The organism is Proteus faecis, assembly GCF_003144395.1.
In the GTDB taxonomy this organism is placed as follows: Bacteria; Pseudomonadota; Gammaproteobacteria; order Enterobacterales; family Enterobacteriaceae; genus Proteus; species Proteus faecis.
In genome coordinates, this window is the sequence record NZ_PENZ01000034.1 from 177,894 (window position 1) to 194,892 (window position 16,999).

The 16,999-nt window shown below is 35.5% G+C and carries 17 protein-coding genes and 1 pseudogene; 8 read left to right on the forward strand and 10 right to left on the reverse strand.

Annotation, left to right across the window (positions count from 1 at the left end; all coding sequences use genetic code 11):
• Positions 1-101: 101 nt before the first annotated feature.
• Both ttcA and leuE read right to left on the reverse strand, forming a co-directional pair.
• Positions 102-1,025: a tRNA 2-thiocytidine(32) synthetase TtcA gene (ttcA, locus tag DK858_RS10430; RefSeq protein ID WP_109397334.1), complete on the reverse strand. Its 924-nt coding sequence runs from the start codon at positions 1,023-1,025 to the stop codon at positions 102-104.
• A 291-nt stretch (positions 1,026-1,316) separates the two neighbouring features.
• Positions 1,317-1,958: a leucine efflux protein LeuE gene (gene leuE, locus DK858_RS10435; protein ID WP_036913180.1), complete on the reverse strand. Its 642-nt coding sequence runs from the start codon at positions 1,956-1,958 to the stop codon at positions 1,317-1,319.
• A gap of 287 nt (positions 1,959-2,245) precedes the next feature.
• Between leuE and DK858_RS10445 the strand changes: the two genes are divergently transcribed.
• From DK858_RS10445 to DK858_RS10460, 4 genes are all read left to right on the forward strand, one after another.
• On the forward strand, positions 2,246-2,563 hold the full coding sequence (locus DK858_RS10445) for a hypothetical protein (protein ID WP_109397335.1): 318 nt from the start codon (positions 2,246-2,248) through the stop codon (positions 2,561-2,563).
• 477 nt (positions 2,564-3,040) lie between these two features.
• Positions 3,041-3,577 (forward strand): Ail/Lom family outer membrane beta-barrel protein, encoded by a 537-nt coding sequence (locus DK858_RS10450; RefSeq protein ID WP_109397336.1) that lies wholly within the window; start codon positions 3,041-3,043, stop codon positions 3,575-3,577.
• A gap of 205 nt (positions 3,578-3,782) precedes the next feature.
• A complete protein-coding gene (locus tag DK858_RS10455; protein ID WP_109397337.1) occupies positions 3,783-4,238 on the forward strand; it encodes a GNAT family N-acetyltransferase in 456 nt (151 codons plus the stop codon).
• A 171-nt stretch (positions 4,239-4,409) separates the two neighbouring features.
• The gene (locus DK858_RS10460) at positions 4,410-4,691 is read left to right on the forward strand and encodes a hypothetical protein (RefSeq protein WP_109397338.1); all 282 of its coding nucleotides are present in this window, start codon (positions 4,410-4,412) and stop codon (positions 4,689-4,691) included.
• Positions 4,692-4,789: 98 nt separating this feature from the next.
• Here DK858_RS10460 and DK858_RS10465 read toward each other — a convergent pair whose 3' ends face one another.
• The gene (locus tag DK858_RS10465; RefSeq protein WP_109397339.1) at positions 4,790-5,113 is read right to left on the reverse strand and encodes an HI1450 family dsDNA-mimic protein; all 324 of its coding nucleotides are present in this window, start codon (positions 5,111-5,113) and stop codon (positions 4,790-4,792) included.
• Between the two features lie 117 nt (positions 5,114-5,230).
• Positions 5,231-6,691: a cardiolipin synthase gene (gene cls / locus DK858_RS10470; RefSeq protein ID WP_109397340.1), complete on the reverse strand. Its 1,461-nt coding sequence runs from the start codon at positions 6,689-6,691 to the stop codon at positions 5,231-5,233.
• A 305-nt stretch (positions 6,692-6,996) separates the two neighbouring features.
• Here cls and DK858_RS10475 point away from each other — a divergent pair, with 305 nt between their 5' ends.
• On the forward strand, positions 6,997-7,179 hold the full coding sequence (locus tag DK858_RS10475) for a YciY family protein (RefSeq protein ID WP_036913581.1): 183 nt from the start codon (positions 6,997-6,999) through the stop codon (positions 7,177-7,179).
• 112 nt (positions 7,180-7,291) lie between these two features.
• The gene (gene tonB, locus DK858_RS10480) at positions 7,292-8,005 is read left to right on the forward strand and encodes a TonB system transport protein TonB (RefSeq protein WP_109397341.1); all 714 of its coding nucleotides are present in this window, start codon (positions 7,292-7,294) and stop codon (positions 8,003-8,005) included.
• Positions 8,006-8,134: 129 nt separating this feature from the next.
• Here tonB and yciA read toward each other — a convergent pair whose 3' ends face one another.
• Positions 8,135-8,566 carry an acyl-CoA thioester hydrolase YciA gene (gene yciA, locus DK858_RS10485; protein WP_006536988.1) on the reverse strand — a complete coding sequence of 144 codons (432 nt, stop codon included), beginning with the start codon at positions 8,564-8,566 and terminating at the stop codon, positions 8,135-8,137.
• A 499-nt stretch (positions 8,567-9,065) separates the two neighbouring features.
• A pseudogene (locus tag DK858_RS10490) lies at positions 9,066-9,620 on the reverse strand (septation protein A); the annotation flags it as partial.
• A 308-nt stretch (positions 9,621-9,928) separates the two neighbouring features.
• Between DK858_RS10490 and DK858_RS10495 the strand changes: the two are divergent.
• The gene (locus DK858_RS10495) at positions 9,929-11,749 is read left to right on the forward strand and encodes a SulP family inorganic anion transporter (RefSeq protein WP_109397343.1); all 1,821 of its coding nucleotides are present in this window, start codon (positions 9,929-9,931) and stop codon (positions 11,747-11,749) included.
• 119 nt (positions 11,750-11,868) lie between these two features.
• Here the strand turns inward: DK858_RS10495 and DK858_RS10500 are convergent, their stop codons facing one another.
• On the reverse strand, positions 11,869-12,642 hold the full coding sequence (locus DK858_RS10500) for a YciC family protein (RefSeq protein WP_109397344.1): 774 nt from the start codon (positions 12,640-12,642) through the stop codon (positions 11,869-11,871).
• A 432-nt stretch (positions 12,643-13,074) separates the two neighbouring features.
• Between DK858_RS10500 and ompW the strand changes: the two genes are divergently transcribed.
• The gene (gene ompW / locus DK858_RS10505) at positions 13,075-13,713 is read left to right on the forward strand and encodes an outer membrane protein OmpW (RefSeq protein WP_109397345.1); all 639 of its coding nucleotides are present in this window, start codon (positions 13,075-13,077) and stop codon (positions 13,711-13,713) included.
• Positions 13,714-14,387: 674 nt separating this feature from the next.
• Here the strand turns inward: ompW and DK858_RS10510 are convergent.
• From DK858_RS10510 to trpB, 3 genes are all read right to left on the reverse strand, one after another.
• Positions 14,388-14,702 carry a BON domain-containing protein gene (locus DK858_RS10510; protein ID WP_109397346.1) on the reverse strand — a complete coding sequence of 105 codons (315 nt, stop codon included), beginning with the start codon at positions 14,700-14,702 and terminating at the stop codon, positions 14,388-14,390.
• Between the two features lie 274 nt (positions 14,703-14,976).
• On the reverse strand, positions 14,977-15,783 hold the full coding sequence (gene trpA / locus DK858_RS10515) for a tryptophan synthase subunit alpha (protein WP_109397347.1): 807 nt from the start codon (positions 15,781-15,783) through the stop codon (positions 14,977-14,979).
• Positions 15,783-16,973 (reverse strand): tryptophan synthase subunit beta, encoded by a 1,191-nt coding sequence (gene trpB / locus DK858_RS10520; protein ID WP_069369250.1) that lies wholly within the window; start codon positions 16,971-16,973, stop codon positions 15,783-15,785. Before trpB ends, trpA begins: the two co-directional genes overlap by 1 nt.
• Positions 16,974-16,999: the final 26 nt, after the last annotated feature.

Below are 16,999 nucleotides of genomic sequence, written 5' to 3' on the forward strand. Positions count from 1 at the left end.
ATGTTTATTAACATCGGTTTTTTTTTGCTTACACTTATTATTGGCGATTATTTGGTCATGAAAATCCTAAACCTTGAATACAAGGCTTAGGAGATAGTGCATTATTTCACTTCAACAATATCGAGTTTGTTTTGGCTAAAATCAGGACGTTCATCATCTTCTTCTTGGAACATCACTGGAACAGCTGGAATATCGTCTTTATCAAAAGCTAAGTCACCACCATTAATGACTTCATCACCATGTTTGATATTCGCAAAATCAAATAATTGAGTATCACATAAGTGTGATGGGACAATATTTTGTGTTGCTCTAAACATAGTCTCAATACGACCAGGATAACGTTTATCCCAATCTCTTAGCATCTCTTTAATAACTTGACGCTGCAGATTAGGTTGTGAGCCACAAAGATTACATGGAATAATTGGGAATTGTTTAGCTTGTGCAAAACGCTCAATATCTTTTTCACGAGCATAAGCAAGAGGGCGAATAACGATTTGTTTGCCATCGTCACTCATCAATTTAGGAGGCATACCTTTAAGCTTGCCACCGTAGAACATATTTAAAAACAATGTTTCTAAAATATCATCACGATGGTGGCCTAAAGCGATTTTAGTTGCACCAAGTTCTGTCGCTGTGCGATATAAAATACCACGGCGTAAACGTGAGCATAAAGAGCAGGTTGTTTTACCTTCAGGAATAATATCTTTAACGATCCCATAGGTATTCTCTTCAACAATTTTATATTCCACACCAAGTTCATTTAAATACTCAGGTAAAATATGCTCAGGGAATCCGGGTTGTTTTTGGTCTAAATTGACCGCAATAAGTGAAAAATTGATTGGCGCACTTTTTTGCAGATTCATTAAGATAGAAAGTAGCGTGTAGCTATCTTTACCACCAGAAAGGCAGACCATGATTTTGTCGCCATCTTCAATCATATTAAAGTCAGCGATAGCTTGCCCAACATCACGGCGTAAGCGTTTTTGTAGTTTGTTGAAATTATACTGCTCTTTTGGGATGCTCATTTTTTACGGTTCTATATCGTTGCTGATTATTCTGTAACTTGCTAACCAAGGCTTTGTTCTTCGGTGTTTTGATATCTTAACAATATGATAAATAAATAAAATATTTTATAGATTCAAATAATAAGTTGTGTGAAAAACAAAGTTATTTATGGCAAGAAAATGGATAAGTCGCCAATGATACCAGATGGTAGGGTAGTTTCGATATAGATAACTACAGTTAAGCGCTTTCAAGGTGGTAAAAAGTAAGAAGTAATAGCCTTATAACTTGAGTAAGGCTATTAAACTATAAAATCATGATGATAATGTTGCTAATTTAGTCGCGAATCCCATAAAGAAAAGCCCGATAACACCATTACCTAATTTAGCGATATTTTTACGTGAGCCAAAGAAACGGGCAAGGGCTACACCACCAAATATTAGAAAAGAGAGATAGATAAAACTAAATGCTTCAAGCATGGAGGCGAGGATTAAATAAGATAATCCAGTATGTGCATAATTAAAATCGATAAATTGAACAAAAAATGAAATATAAAACAGAATCGCTTTGGGATTGGTCATACTTAATGTAAGTGCTTTTCTAAAAACGTGTTTCTGTACTGTTGTTGTTTGTTCTGAATGTACTTTTTTGGAGAAAAAAGTGGCATGGATAATTTTTATTCCTAAATAAAGGAGATAAAAAGCACCTAAAAAACGAACAATAGTAAAGAGTACAGGAGAGGCTTTTATAACAGATGCGACACCAATAAAGGCGAGAAAAATCAAAATAGCATCACCTAAAAACACACCAAATGCAGCACGATACCCGTCGCGAACACCGCCAGATGCGCTTGTTTTTAGCACATAGAGTGTATTAGGGCCAGGAACGAGGATAATAAAAAACATGCCTGCAAGGTATGTCCAGATATTGAGTACACCAAATTGTTCAAGCCACACGTTAACCCCCAATACTATTTTCTCTGTGTTACTTAATGAGTTTCTATTATATAAAGAGAATCAGCATTATTTAAACGCATATTTTCACTCAGATAGAAGATAAATAAGTCATTGCTGAAGATTTTATTAAAACAGAAGCGATAGAAATTGTTTTATCTCTTTATCGTGGACTTGTTGAAGTGACTAAGAAAGAGTCTCTGTCTATTGATGAAAAACAAAAGTCATGAAACTCGGCTCATTTATAGTGAGTACATTAGATAAGAAGAAGTAAAACAAGAGAGAAGGTGATGTTAGCGAAGTATATATCTCAAATTGTAAATCAAGAAGATAGCTATCAAATTTTAAGTACCCAGAATTTTGTAGATCACTTAACAGAAATAACCAGAGCAACTTGTACTTGGTTATTTCCTGATGGTGTCATCTTGAAATGCACAGAAGAGATAGAAACAGAACACTATGATAATGACGCTCAATGTCCAGAATGTTGGATCACTTGGGAAATTGTAGAGTCAAATAACAAACCGATTTCTCCTTGTAGAAAAGAATTTTTTAATTTATGCCAGCAAAGTTTTTGGTTAAAAATGCAACTTGCTAATAATATATAAAAGGAAAAGCCACTTTATAAGTGGCTTTTTTATACACATTAATATTAATAAGGTTATTTATCTTAAATTCCAGATTAGAAATATACTTAAATATTAGTCAATGTTATATAGATTAAGACAAATTAATTTTACTTAGTGAGTATCTTTTATTTTACTGATTAATAACCAATAGAATTTCAATTGAACTTTTAATCATGTTTAAACAGCGCTGAAACTAAAGAATAATTGGTATTACCTCTTTTTTCATAACGTTATGAACTTAATATTTCTTTAGTAATAGTGAAAAATAAGGTAAGTTTATTGTTGAGACAAATGGTGTTTTAATTATTATTTAAATCATAAGGTTTTCTTTATTAAATATTATTAATAACGTATTATTAATAAATAAAAATTATCGAGTGTTACACTCGATTTAATAAGAGAGCTAAATTTTAATTTAGTTCCATTTGTCTATCCTTTTTTACATAGAGAACAAAGATGCGTCGTAATATATTTCTTTCTACTTCATTGTTAGCTATTTCTACATTTTCTTTTAATGCACAAGCTGCATTAGATAATACTTTGTCAGTAGGTTATGCACAGAGTTCAATTAAAGTGAGTGAAGATAAATTCGATAATAACCCTAAAGGATTTAACTTTAAATATAATCATGAGTTTGATAATGATTGGGGCGTTATTGGATCACTGACATACACAAAATTAACTTATAATTATTATAGTCGTTGGGGAAAAGTGGGTTCAACTGAAATCGATTATGTTTCATTAACGGCAGGGCCTAGCTATCGTTTTAATGACTATTTTAGTGCTTATGGTTTAATCGGCTTTGGTCATGTTAACCAAGATGATGAGTACTATTATGTTAATGACGAATACAGTAAAACCTCTATGGCTTATGGATTAGGCTTACAAATTAATCCAATCCCAAACGTAGCAATTGATGCATCTTATGAGTATTCAAAATTTGACGATGCAAAATTTGGTACTTGGGTATTAGGCATCGGTTATCGTTTTTAATTTTAAGCTGATAAATAATATTTTCAAAAGGTCACGTAATGTGACCTTTTTGTTAATTTAAGTATAAACATAAATATTTATTACTATATTTGAGATGTCACTTATCAAAATGTATTTAATATACACTAAATGTGTGTTTTTTATTCGGGACACTTGACTGTCAATAAAGAATATTTAAGATCTCATATTTTATGGAGAAGAAATTATGTTAACTGTAATAAAAGCAGAACCTTCGCACTATGATGAAATGATTGAAGTTTGGGAATCGTCAGTTAGAGCGACACATACATTTTTATCTGAAGATATCATCTTATCGCTTAAAAAAGATATTGTAGAACACTATTTTCCTATGCTTAATACCTATATTGCAATAGACAATAATAATGTCATTCATGGAATTTTAGGTACGGCGGAAAATAAGTTAGAAATGCTTTTTGTCGATGCTAATTCTAGAGGGCATGGTTGTGGTAAATTGCTTACAACTTTTGCGATAAATACACTGCATATTGATGAGTTAGATGTCAATGAACAAAATCCTCAAGCGATTGGCTTTTATCTTTATATTGGATTTGAGCAAGTAGGGCGTTCAGAATTAGATGGGCAAGGAAATCCTTTTCCATTGTTACATTTAAGATTAAATAAAAATAAGTATAAATACTAAATAAAAAGATGTTAAAGATATAAAATAGGAAGAAAAGTAAGAACTCTCTTTATTTATCTTATGCAAGTAATAATTATCCACTCAAACTTGATTTATATCGTAATAACTTACCTACTTTAATGAAATAATTTTTTCATAATTAAATAAATCGAACACAACAGTGGAATAGTTATGAAAAAAACCTTAATTGTTATTTTTTCTTTATTTTTATTACCCTCTTGCTCTGAATCACAAGAAAATAAAGTTATTGAATATTGTATGGACACATTAAATATCTATAGTCATGTGAGTAAAGATCAATGTTTGTGTTTTTATAATGAAGCAAGTGATAAATTTTCTTCAACTGAAATAGATAGAATGGTCAAATCACCACCAATAAAACAAAACAGTACACTGACAAGAGAAGGCACCATGTTTTTAACTATCGCGCATTCATCTAAATGCTTCGAGTAACAGATATTAAGTGAAACAATATGGCTGTTCCTCGCCCATATTAGGCGAGGGTCTACAGCGGATTTTGCTAAAACATCAGCAGGTGAAGAGAAAAGTGATTATAATTTCCAAATGATATGGAACATAGGTTGTAGTGGATCACGACTAATTAGAACTCGACCAAAAATATCATCGATATCAGAATCATCATCTGGAGCAAGACCAATAATCACTTCGCTAAAACGGGCTGATGTGACAGGCAAACCAACAATAAATTGCCAATCATTACCTAATGGAACCACTTCAGCTGCGCCTCGTTCTTCAAATTGCAGGTTAAATAATAATTGATCTGCAACATCTAAATTATCAGCTGCTTGGGCTAAAAATAGATCATAAGCTTGTTCTAAAGCGTCGTCTTCACTGATTAAGGTTGGTTCATTCATGGTAATGCCTGTGTCTATTGTTCCAATAATTATCGCGTTATTTTTATCGCGTTTTGACTAATGTAGCACCGTTATATCTTACCCGTTCTTAGTCGTCTATCGATTATAACATTTCTGTTATAACAGAGGGCTAAAGAAATAGCAGATACGCTCTAATACACGATTTAAGAAGGGGCGTTTTTCCCATTCATCCATGGTTAATTCTGTCGAGCGGGCAATATAATCATATTGAACAATGCTTAAATCACTTCCAAAACCTTCATCATCAATGACAACTGTAATTTCAAAGTTTAACCATAGGCTACGCATATCAAGGTTAACTGAACCTACCATGCTGAGTTGTCCATCAACCATTACACTTTTGGTATGTAATAAACCATCTTCAAATTGAAATATTTTTACACCTGCTTCTAGCATTTCTGTAAAGAAAGAACGGCTTGCCCAACGCACAAGGAAAGAGTCATTACTGCGAGGAATAATAATACTGACATTAACCCCTCGCATCGCAGCCGTTGAGATTGCATGAGCTAGATCATCGCTAGGTACAAAATAAGGAGTTGTCAGTACCAATTCTTTTCTTGCGGAGTAAATTGCTGTAATAAGTGATTGCTGAATTAGCTCATCAGGAAACCCTGGGCCTGAGGCGATGACTTGTGTTGTATGACCACTTTCTTGCTCACAAGGCATAATATTATCATCAGGAGGAGGTGGCAGATGGCGCTCACCCGTTTCCATTTCCCAGTCAAAGGCATAAATCATACCTAATGTAGTAGAAACAGGGCCTTCCATTCTTACCATAATATCAACCCATTGACCCACACCGGAATCTTGCTTGAAATAACGAGGATCAACCATATTCATACTTCCTGTGTAGGAAATGTAATTGTCGATCAATACGATTTTTCGATGTTGACGCAAATCCATACGGCGTAAGAAGAAACGAAATAAATTAACATGCAGTGATTCAACGAATTCAATACCAGCGGCTCTCATTACTTCTGGGCCATTAGTACGGAAGAAATTCCAACTACCCGCGGAATCAACCATGACTCGGCATTTTACACCACGTTTAGCTGCTCTGATTAAGGCCTCGGTGACTTCGTCAACTAAACCACCTGATTGCCAAATATAGAAGACCATTTCAATATTATCACGAGCGTTATTAATATCTCGTGTAATTGAATTTAGTGAATCGTCACAGGTAGTTAGAAGTTCAATTTTGTTACCCTTAACACCTCTAATACCCTGGCGTTTAGCGGTTAATTGGAAAAGAGGGGTTGCAATATCGCTCGTACTTGTAGCAAAGATATGTTTACATTTTCTCAAGTCTTCAAGCCACGCAACAACAGAAGGCCACATCTGTTTAGCATGTTCAACGCGTCGTTTCCCTAGGTGTAATTCACCAAAAGCAAAATACGCAATAACTCCGACTAATGGCAGAATATAGATGATTAATAACCATGTCATTGTTGATGTAACAGGTCGTCGGTGCATTAGGACACGAAATGTGACCCCTGCAATTAATAGCCAATAGAAGAAAAAGGTTAGCCAACTTAATACAGTATAAAATGTTGTCATAGTAGAGCTATTTTCCGTTGAAAATGAATTGCATGGAGAAGCTAAAGGCAATTTACTAAAAATAGTTCATTATTTTTGTTATTTGCCGAATGTTGTTATTAAATCAGGATTATTATCTCTGTCAAATCTCTTTCTTAAGAGATAAGCATTAAATAAGTAATAAGATACAATTCTTTATTCATTTTTTCTTTGTGAGAAATGCTTAAATACTGGATGAAATTTAAGCAAATCATAAATCCCCCCTTGGATCACAAAATGAACGTCTTATAATAGTCCACTTATTCGAAAAAATAGGTGCTGATAGTATGAGACACAGTAGGACTGAAGTAGCTCGTTGGCGAATGATGAGACAAGCTATACGTAAACGACGTCGATGGTTAGAAGGGCAATCTCGCCGTAATTTCCGAATTTATAAACTGCGTAAACTTGATACTTCTAGAAAACATAGAGCACTTTTATTTGTACAACACATAGAATGGAACTCATAGTTTCACTTTTTAACAGTTAATATCAATCATTTTGCTAAACGTTATTGAATATGATTGCTATTTGCATTTAAACTAGAGGCATATTTTTTCTTTAGGTGAAATAAGATCAGTTATGCGTTGGAAGCTTTGGGTACTCATATCACTTTGTCTACATGCCTCACTTGTTGCGGCTGCGATGTTATATGTTGTAGAAGATAAGCCCGTTACACCTGAGCCTATCTCTATACAGATGTTGGCATTTGCAGCAGATGAGCCTGCAGGCGAACCAGAGCCTGTAGTTGAAGAAGTTACTCCGCCAGAGCCAGAGCCAGTTGTTGAGCCTGAACCTGAGCCAGAACCTATTCCTGATGTAAAACCTGTTATCGAAAAACCAATTGAGAAAAAGCCTGAACCAAAACCGAAACCTAAGCCAAAACCAGTGGACAAACCCAAACCGCCTGTTGAGCGACTACAACCTTTAGTTGTTAATAAAGGTAATGATCTCAAAAATCTTAACCCGACGGCAAAGCCAAGCGATAAAGGTGATGAAAAGCCAGTTGCAGTGGCAAGCAGTGGTGAAGGCAAAGTCCCTAATGTAGTACGCCAAGGTTTACCTGAATACCCTTCGCGAGCAAAAGCTGTGGGAATTGAAGGCTCTATAAAAGTACGTTTTGATGTTGATGCTGATGGGCGAGTGGACAATGTAGAAATTATTTCTGCTGATCCAAAAAATGTGTTTGAACGTGAAGTAAAAAGAGCTATGCGCCAGTGGCGTTATGAAAAAATTCCTTATAAAGGAAAAGTGGTTCTTATTGAGTTTAAAATGACAGGGATATCCACAAGCTAATTTTTATAACGTTAGCCGTTACACAACGCGATATCATTATTTAATACCAGATAAATAAAAGGCACTTTTAATAAGTGCCTTTTTTAGTATTTCAACTTACATACTTTTCGTTAATTTGGTAATGGTGTTTTATTCCATTGTGCTTGTTAACGTAAAGTGAGCTTTACCTTCAGGTAATCGACGAGCTGAATTATTCTCATCAACGGCAACGTAGGTAAACACCGCTTCTGTTGCACGATAGCGTTGGCCAACAGGTTCTGTGGCAACTTTCTTAACCCAGACTTCAATATTAACAGTAATTGAAGAGTTACCTGTTTTTAAGCAACGTGCATAGCAACAAACGACATCGCCAACAGCAACAGGTTTAAGAAAGGTAATGCCTGTTACGCTTACAGTAACGACACGACCTAACGCAATTTCTTTTGCTAAAATTGCACCACCGATGTCCATTTGAGACATTAACCAGCCACCGAAAATATCACCATTAGCGTTAGTATCAGCAGGCATGGCAAGGGTACGTAAAACGAGCTCACCATTAGGCAAAGATTGTTGTTCAGTCATGGGGAATAATGTATCTGTAAATAATGTTGAAACCAAGGAGATGTTTACTCGTCATACTTCAAGTTTACTCGTCATACTTCAAGCTGTAGCGTTGTTGACTTCGCTCATTCGCACTAGTCACATACTGATGTATGCTCCTAGCGTCTCCTTCACTCGTCGCCTAGCTACACCTCGACTTATTTAGAGTAAGAGTCTCGTCATACTTCAAGATGTAGCGTTGTTGACTTCGCTCATTCGCACTAGGCACATACGGATGTATGCTCCTAGCGTCTCATTCACTCGTCGCCTAGCTACACCTCGAATTATTTAGAGTAAGAGTCTCGTCATACTTCAAGCTGTAACGTTGTTGGTTACATTTTGAATTATTTAGAGCACACATCTCCCAATAAAATAAAAATGATTATTCAGATTTTGAATGAGCATCATGTGATGTCGGTTTAGATACTCGTTTTACCCTATCATCTGATAATTCGTGTTCACTATTTTCTGCCGTTTCGTCTTTAGTTTGTTCTTCTGGTAAACGGTTATTCCAGATATAAACCACACTGGCGATCGTAAAGATAAAGGTTAAAATAGTTAAGCCAAAGACTTTAAAATTAACCCAAGTCTCTTCCGCTAAAGAAAATGCCACATAAATATTACCAAGAGCACAAGCAAAAAAGAAAATCACCCATGCAATATTGAGTTTTTTCCAATTTGCAGGTGGCATAGCGAGCTCTTTACCTAGCATTCTTTCCATTAACGTTTTTGGCGTAAATAACTGCATACCAATTAAAACGATAGCAAAAATGGCATAAATAGCTGTCACTTTCCATTTAATAAAATCAGCAGAATGGAAGAAGATCGTTAATGAGCCAAAAATAGTGACCACGATGGCAGTTATGAGCGGAGCTTTCTCAACTTTATGGAAAATAAGCCATGTCAAACCGACTGAGATCCACGTCGCGATAATTAATGCACCTGAAGCATAGAAAATATCTTGCCATTTATAGAAGATAAAAAACACTAATAGTGGAGCAAAATCAAGTAATTGTTTTAGCCAGCCATTTTTCATAACAGATAGGAACCTATGGTAATTAAATTCATAAACTTGGCTATTCTAATGCAAAGCGACAGAAAATGGGTAAACAATTGCATATCTTTAACGACAGAGTGTTAATTTATACAAAAAACGCGATTTTTATCTGAAATAACTCAATGAAAAATAAACGTAATTGTATTTATGTAAAATTAAAACTCAAGCTTGAGTTATGAAAGAGGATTTAAACATTGCTCTAGTATATGATTTGATTACTCATCATTATCACCCGCCACTTTTTGATGAATGCATAAATAAAAAGTATTTCTGATAAGAGGAAATCAATGAACGGAAAAAGAATAATAAAATGGATGCCAGGATTAGGCTTATTATTTAACTATAAGCGTGAATATTTTGGCTATGACTTAAAAGCAGGGCTTTCGGTTGCTGCCGTCGCGCTACCTGTTGCCATTGCTTATACTGAATTATTAGGCATTAATGCTATTGTTGGATTGTATGCCTGTATTTTCCCCATGATTATTTATGCATTATTTGGTACTTCTCGCCAATTAATTACGGGGCCAGATGCAGCAACGTGTGCCGTTATTGCTGCAGTCGTTATTCCATTATCTGCTGGTGATGAAAATACACGATGGCAACTTGCCATTATTATGACTGCAATGACGGGGTTTTGGTGTATTTTAGCTAGCCATTTTCGATTAGGGGCTTTCACTGATTTTTTGTCTCGTCCTATTCTTCAAGGGTTATTAAATGGTGTCGCGATCACCATTATGGTCGGGCAAATTAGTAAAGTATTTGGTTTTGATACTTCTCCCGATCACTTAATTGAAAAACTTATTGAAGTTCCATTTCGATTAATGGATGCGCATTTACCTACGGTATTGATGTCAGCGGTAACTCTCGCCTTATTATTAGGTATTCGTTATTTTCGTAGCCGATGGCCTGCACCACTAATTGCCATGGTTGTGATGACTTATCTTAGCTGGCAATTCGATTTAGCAAGTTATGGTATTGCTATTGTGAATAAAGAGGCAGGAAATGTTGACCTATTTCTGCCAGTCGTGTCGATGAGTGGATTTCATCCTAGTGTATTACGAGAATTATTGGTTCCATCTATAAACTTGGCTGTCATTAGCTTTGTGAGTTTTATGATGACAGCTCGTAGTTTTGCCAGCAAAAATGGTTATGATGTCGATGCAGATCAAGAATTAAAAGCATTAGGTATTGCCAATATTGCGGCAGCACTTTCACAAGGATTTGCTGTAAGTGCAGCAAGTAGCCGTACCGCAGTCAATGATTCTGTCGGCGGTAAAACGCAATTAGTTTCTATTATTGCAGCACTGGTTATTCTGCTGGTGCTATTATTTATGACAGATTTTCTCGCCTATATTCCATTATCTTCGCTCGGAATTGTGTTGATCGTCTCATCATGGTCATTGCTGAGTATTCGTCATATTTGGTCTTATCGTAAACGTAATAAACAAGCATTTACATTGGCATCATTTACTTTATTAGCAGTGTTATTAGCAGGGTTGATTAATGGTATAGGCTTTGCGGTCTTATTAGGCTTATTACAATTTTTACGTATTGTTTTTCGACCAAGTGATCAACTATTAGGTGTTGACGAACAAGGAATGGTTCACTCAATGAATAAGGATAATGGTATTGAGCCTATCGATGGCTTAATGATGTACCGTTTTAATTCACCACTGACTTATTTTAATGTGGGTTATTTTAAAAAACGGGTACTTCAACTTGTTGATAGTGCACCTCAACGTCCAGCTTGGTTAGCGGTAGATGCGGCTGTAAGCTTTACCTATGATGATGTCAGTGTATTTGCCGCTATTGATGAACTAATACGAGAGTTGCGAATAAAAGGCGTTAAGTTGGTTTTAGCTGGACGCAGAACAGAGTTAAATCGTTGGATTGAACGTAACAGAATTTCGCTCAATGAAGATGACTTGATTATTGCTCCTGATCTCTATTTTGTGATCCGACTTTATCAAAGCCGACAGCAGATCAAAGAAAAACAGAAAGAAGCAAGAAAAGAAGCGTTAAAGCAAGAAGCTGAAAGCCAAGAAGCCGAGAGTAACAAAGCATCGATATCAGAAGTACCAATAGAGAGCCAGACCTCAACACCTTAAGTATTTCAGCTAATTTTATGAGTGGTAATCAATAAATAGTAAAATCCCGTGATAAGTCGTTAGCTTATACACGGGATTTTTTATCGGTAAATTTGATGGAAAGCTATGCTTTGAATAAATTAGCGCGTTTGTTGCGTTATGTATTTGTTTTCAACCAACATAAACAAACGAAATAGGTAAATAATCATCCATGCTGAAGCCATGTTTTTCAGAAGATAGAATAAGAAGTTATGGATAAGATCAGGTAGTTGAATAGTCAGATTACTCACAAATCCGATGCCAAATTGCAATAAAATCCAAATACCTAAAGCTGGAATAAGTGAGCCAGATTCACTAAACCCAATTTTCCAACCTAAACGTATTGCACTTCCCATATTTTGTTGGCGTACTAAAACAACCGGTGCTAATGCAAAACCAATGAGCAAAATAATACCGGGAATAATCATCACCATAAAACCTGCGCTAATTAAAATAGAGCACAGTACAATCAATAAAAACATTTTTGGCAAGCGAGATAAGCATGCGTTAAATGTTTGTCCTAGAGTCACATTGTGACCAGCAGAGATTGCCATAGCGAACATCAATAAGGTGAGAACCAAAATGCTTTGTTGTAATGTTTCAAATGCATACAGTGATAATACTTTTTTGGCAATACCCACGACACTGTTTGACATTGCTTCTAACTCAGCAGGAGAAGCAGAGGAAAGTTGCGTATTTTTAAAATTAGCCACAAATTCAATCATCAATTGGTATTCTTGAGGATTGGGGCCAATTAAGACATGAACTATCGCTAAAATAGCAGCAAGGATAGCGGAAAGGGTAACAATGCTACGTCGTTCATTCTTATAAAAATTCAGACTGTCTCGGTAGATTGTGCGTGCCGTGGTAGGCATGAAACTGCTCCTATAAAAATAGACTGTGTCAATGCGCGCTATTGTACCTTCTACAACAACAAAATGGGATATTTTCTCTTACTTCTCTTATTTGGTTTTTTTCTTACTATCAATAATTAGAATATACTTATTATTTAAAATAAATAAAACATTCTTTTAACATAAAGGTAACCTTATTTTTAAATACATTTTTTAGGGTATTTTTTATTCAAAAATTATTAATAAAAATAAATTTAATTATAAGAAAAAATTGTATTAATCTGTAATTTGATGCAGATCAATTATAAATAATCGCATTGATAAATAATAATAAGAGAAATAACACTTTCTGCAAAAATAATTCCAAAGTTGTGATCGGTATTAGATCATAATTATCAATAAATGGTTATATTTTTAGCGGAGATTTTACTTATTACAGGAATGGGTTAAATAATGAAAAAACTTTCTGCGCTTATTTTAGCGGCTGCAACTCTTGCGCCTTCTATTTCTTTTGCTCACCAAGCAGGTGATTTCTTATTCCGTGCAGGTACAGCAACAGTTCGTCCTAATGCGGGTTCTGATAATGTATTAGGTATTGGACATTTTGAAGCTAATAATAATACTCAATTAGGTTTAACCTTTGGGTATATGATCACTGATAATATTGGTGTTGAGTTATTAGCAGCGACTCCTTTTGAGCATAAAGTATCATTAACAAACTTTGGTGAGATTGCGACTGTTAAACATTTACCACCAACATTAATGGCACAATATTACTTCGGTAATGGTGAAGACAAACTACGTCCTTATTTAGGTGCAGGTCTTAACTTTACTACATTCTTTGATGAGAAATTTAATTCAGCTGGTAAAGGCGCTGGTTTATCTGACTTAGATCTCAAGGATTCATGGGGCTTTGCAGCACAAGCAGGTTTAGATTACAACCTTGATAAAAACTGGATGCTGAATGCGTCTGTTTGGTGGATGAATATTGAAACAGATGTTAAGTTTAAAGATGGTGCTGGTAATAATTATAAAGTTGATACACGTCTAGACCCATTTGTATTTATGTTTGGTGTGGGCTACCGTTTCTAATTCTTCTTTCTTTAAAAGAATATCTCATAATGAAAAAGCGAGGTTTATCTTCGCTTTTTTTATCTTTTAAATTTGCACAGAACCTTTCTTTTTTAGATTATATAAAGTTTCTATTTTATTGTTAAATACATCATTTATGAGCAATTGAAAATAGAGATAAATAGAAAAGATATATTTTAAATATAACATTTAATATTAAGATAATAATTAAGATGCATTTAATACGCATCTTTTGTTTTTACCTTCTTAATAAGATAAAAAAGTGTATTTTTATTTATTAAAAACCAATGTTCTTTTTATAAATAAAATAGGGTATTACATAGGTATATTTTAAATGCAACTTTAATTTGGTTTTAGTGAAAGTGCTTTGTGTATCAAGAGATAGAAAGAAATAAAAAAAGAATAAAAGAGGGTTAAGAGAAGCAATATTCATAAAAATAAGAAGGTTGGTTTTTAACCATAAAATGATTAATTATTCTTTTCAATTATTCTCTTTACGAACATTTTTTTAAGTCGGAGTGAAAACACCTTTTTTTAATCTATTGGCGTTTTTTATAAAAATTGATCTGAATTATGATAAAAGGAAGATTGAGAATACCGTGATGGCTAAAAAAAGACCACCGCAAGGGTGGTCTAAGAAGTAAGGCTAAAGGAAGACTAGAATAAAGAAGGGATCAGCGAATAACCATTGAGTTGATAACACCTTTTACGCCAGTCACTTTACGGGTTGTTTCAATGGCACGGTTGGCGTCTGCTTGGGAAGAGACGAAACCACTTAATTGCACTTTGCCTTTAAATGTCTCGACGCTAATTTGTGTTGAGTTAAGATTTTTTTCACCTATTAATGCCGTTTTTACTTTAGTCGTGATCACGGAGTCATCAAAATAACCCCCAGTACCTTCTGATGTTGCCGTGGGTGAACATGCAGATAAAGTAAACGCCATAAGTAATGCCACCATAACAGCGGAGATCTTTGCCCATAGTTTCATCATCAAACTCCTTTTAATCACATTATTGATTGAGTATTTCTGAAAAGAAAATATAAAGCGCTTTATGAAGTATGTGCAAAAAATAAAATTTTGCCAAATTTTTATCAGTGCGGTTCAAGTCTGTTGAAATAAGAGAAGAGAGAATACAGCACCATTTTATGCGGGTTAGCAGAAAAATAAGCAATAAAAAGTGTGAGTTAAGCGGTGTGGATTTCAGAGTAATCCGCTTAGAAAAATAGCAAACTATTCTTCTAAAGCGGATCAAAAAGGGTGATTAAGCGATAGTTGCCACTTTCATTTCTTTAACAAATTGAGTCAATGTTTTCAGCATTACATCGGGCTGATGTAAGTTTTTCTCAATAATCTGAACAACTGCCGAGCCTGAAATTGCGCCAGCTGCACCATTTGCAATTGCTTCTTTCACTTGTTTTGGTTCTGAAATCCCAAATCCTTGTAATGCTGGGGGCGCATTATAGGTTTTTAGCTTGTCAGTAAGATGTGTGAGTGATTGTTCTGCGCGTTTATCTGTGCCAGTTACACCTGCTCTTGATAGTAAATAGGTATAACCTTCACCTGATGTTGCTAACTCTTGTAAAAGTTCATCATCGGCATTAGGGGGACAAATAAAGATAGGATTGATATTTGCGCGTTGTGCTGCTTCACGGAACGCTTTTGATTCGCGTAAAGGCACATCACCAATTAAGACAGAATCCACACCTGCTTGTTCACATTTATTATAAAAATTATCAATGCCATTACTAAAAACAAGGTTGGCATAAACTAATAGGCCAATAGGAATATTAGGATGTTTTTTGCGTACATTGGCTAAAAGTGCAAAGCAATCCGAGGGGGTTACATCTGCATTCAATGCTCGTAAATTAGCGCCTTGAATAGTCGGGCCATCAGCAAGAGGATCGGAAAATGGAATACCAATCTCTAATGCATCTGCGCCACCTTCAATTAGCGCATCAATAATTTGTAATGACAGTTCAGGAGAAGGATCACCTAATGTGACAAAAGGAACGAATGCGCCTTGCTGTTTTTGTGCTAATGCCTCAAAGCATACTTGATAACGGCTCATTAGATTTCTCCTCTTGCTGCTAAAATATCGTTTACAGTAAAAATATCTTTATCACCACGGCCTGATAAGTTCACAATTAATAGTTGCTCTTTGTCAGGATTTTGTGCAATTAATTTCAGTGCATAAGCCAAAGCATGAGAAGATTCTAAGGCTGGAATAATTCCTTCTCGGCGAGAAAGTGCTTTAAATGCTTCTATGGCTTCGTCATCGGTAACAGAAACATAATCAGCACGACCAATACTATTTAAATGTGCGTGTTGTGGTCCAACTGATGGGAAATCGAGGCCCGCTGAAATTGAATATGACTCTTCAATTTGCCCTTCATCCGTCTGCATAATGGGGGATTTCATCCCAAAATAGATCCCTAATTTTCCATGTTTCAGTGGTGCGCCATGTTCACCTGTTTCAATTCCTTTACCCGCAGGTTCAACGCCAATCAGTTGCACAGACGTTTCTGGAATAAAAGAAGCAAATAAACCGATAGCGTTAGAACCACCACCAATACAAGCGATAACGGCATCAGGCAGGCGACCTTCACGCTCTAGGATTTGTGCTTTGGCTTCATCACCAATCATACGTTGAAACTCACGGACAATGGTTGGATAGGGATGAGGACCGGCTGCTGTTCCTAATAAGTAATGCGCGCGATCGTAACAGCCAGACCAGTCACGTAATGCCTCATTACAGGCATCTTTTAAGGTAGATGAACCACTGTGAACAGGAATAACTTCGGCACCCATTAAGCGCATACGAAATACATTAGGCGATTGGCGTTCGACATCTTTAGCACCCATATAGATACGACATTTCATATTAAGCAGTGCACAGGCTAAAGCAGTTGCAACACCATGCTGACCCGCACCAGTTTCTGCAATAATTTCAGTTTTACCCATACGTTTTGCTAACAAAGCTTGCCCTAATACTTGGTTAGTTTTATGAGCGCCACCATGCAGTAAATCCTCACGTTTTAGATATAAACGAGTTCGTGTGCCTTCTGTTAAATTACGACAAAGGGTTAATGCCGTTGGTCTGCCTGCATAATTTTTTAATAAATCTTGGAATTCTTGCTGAAAAGAGGGATCGTTTTGTGCATCAATAAACGCTTGTTCGAGTTGATCCAATGCAGGAATTAATATTTCAGGTACATATTGGCCACCAAATTCGCCAAAGTAAGGGTTAAGTTTTCTCATTGTGATGTCATCCTATTTAAAATTTT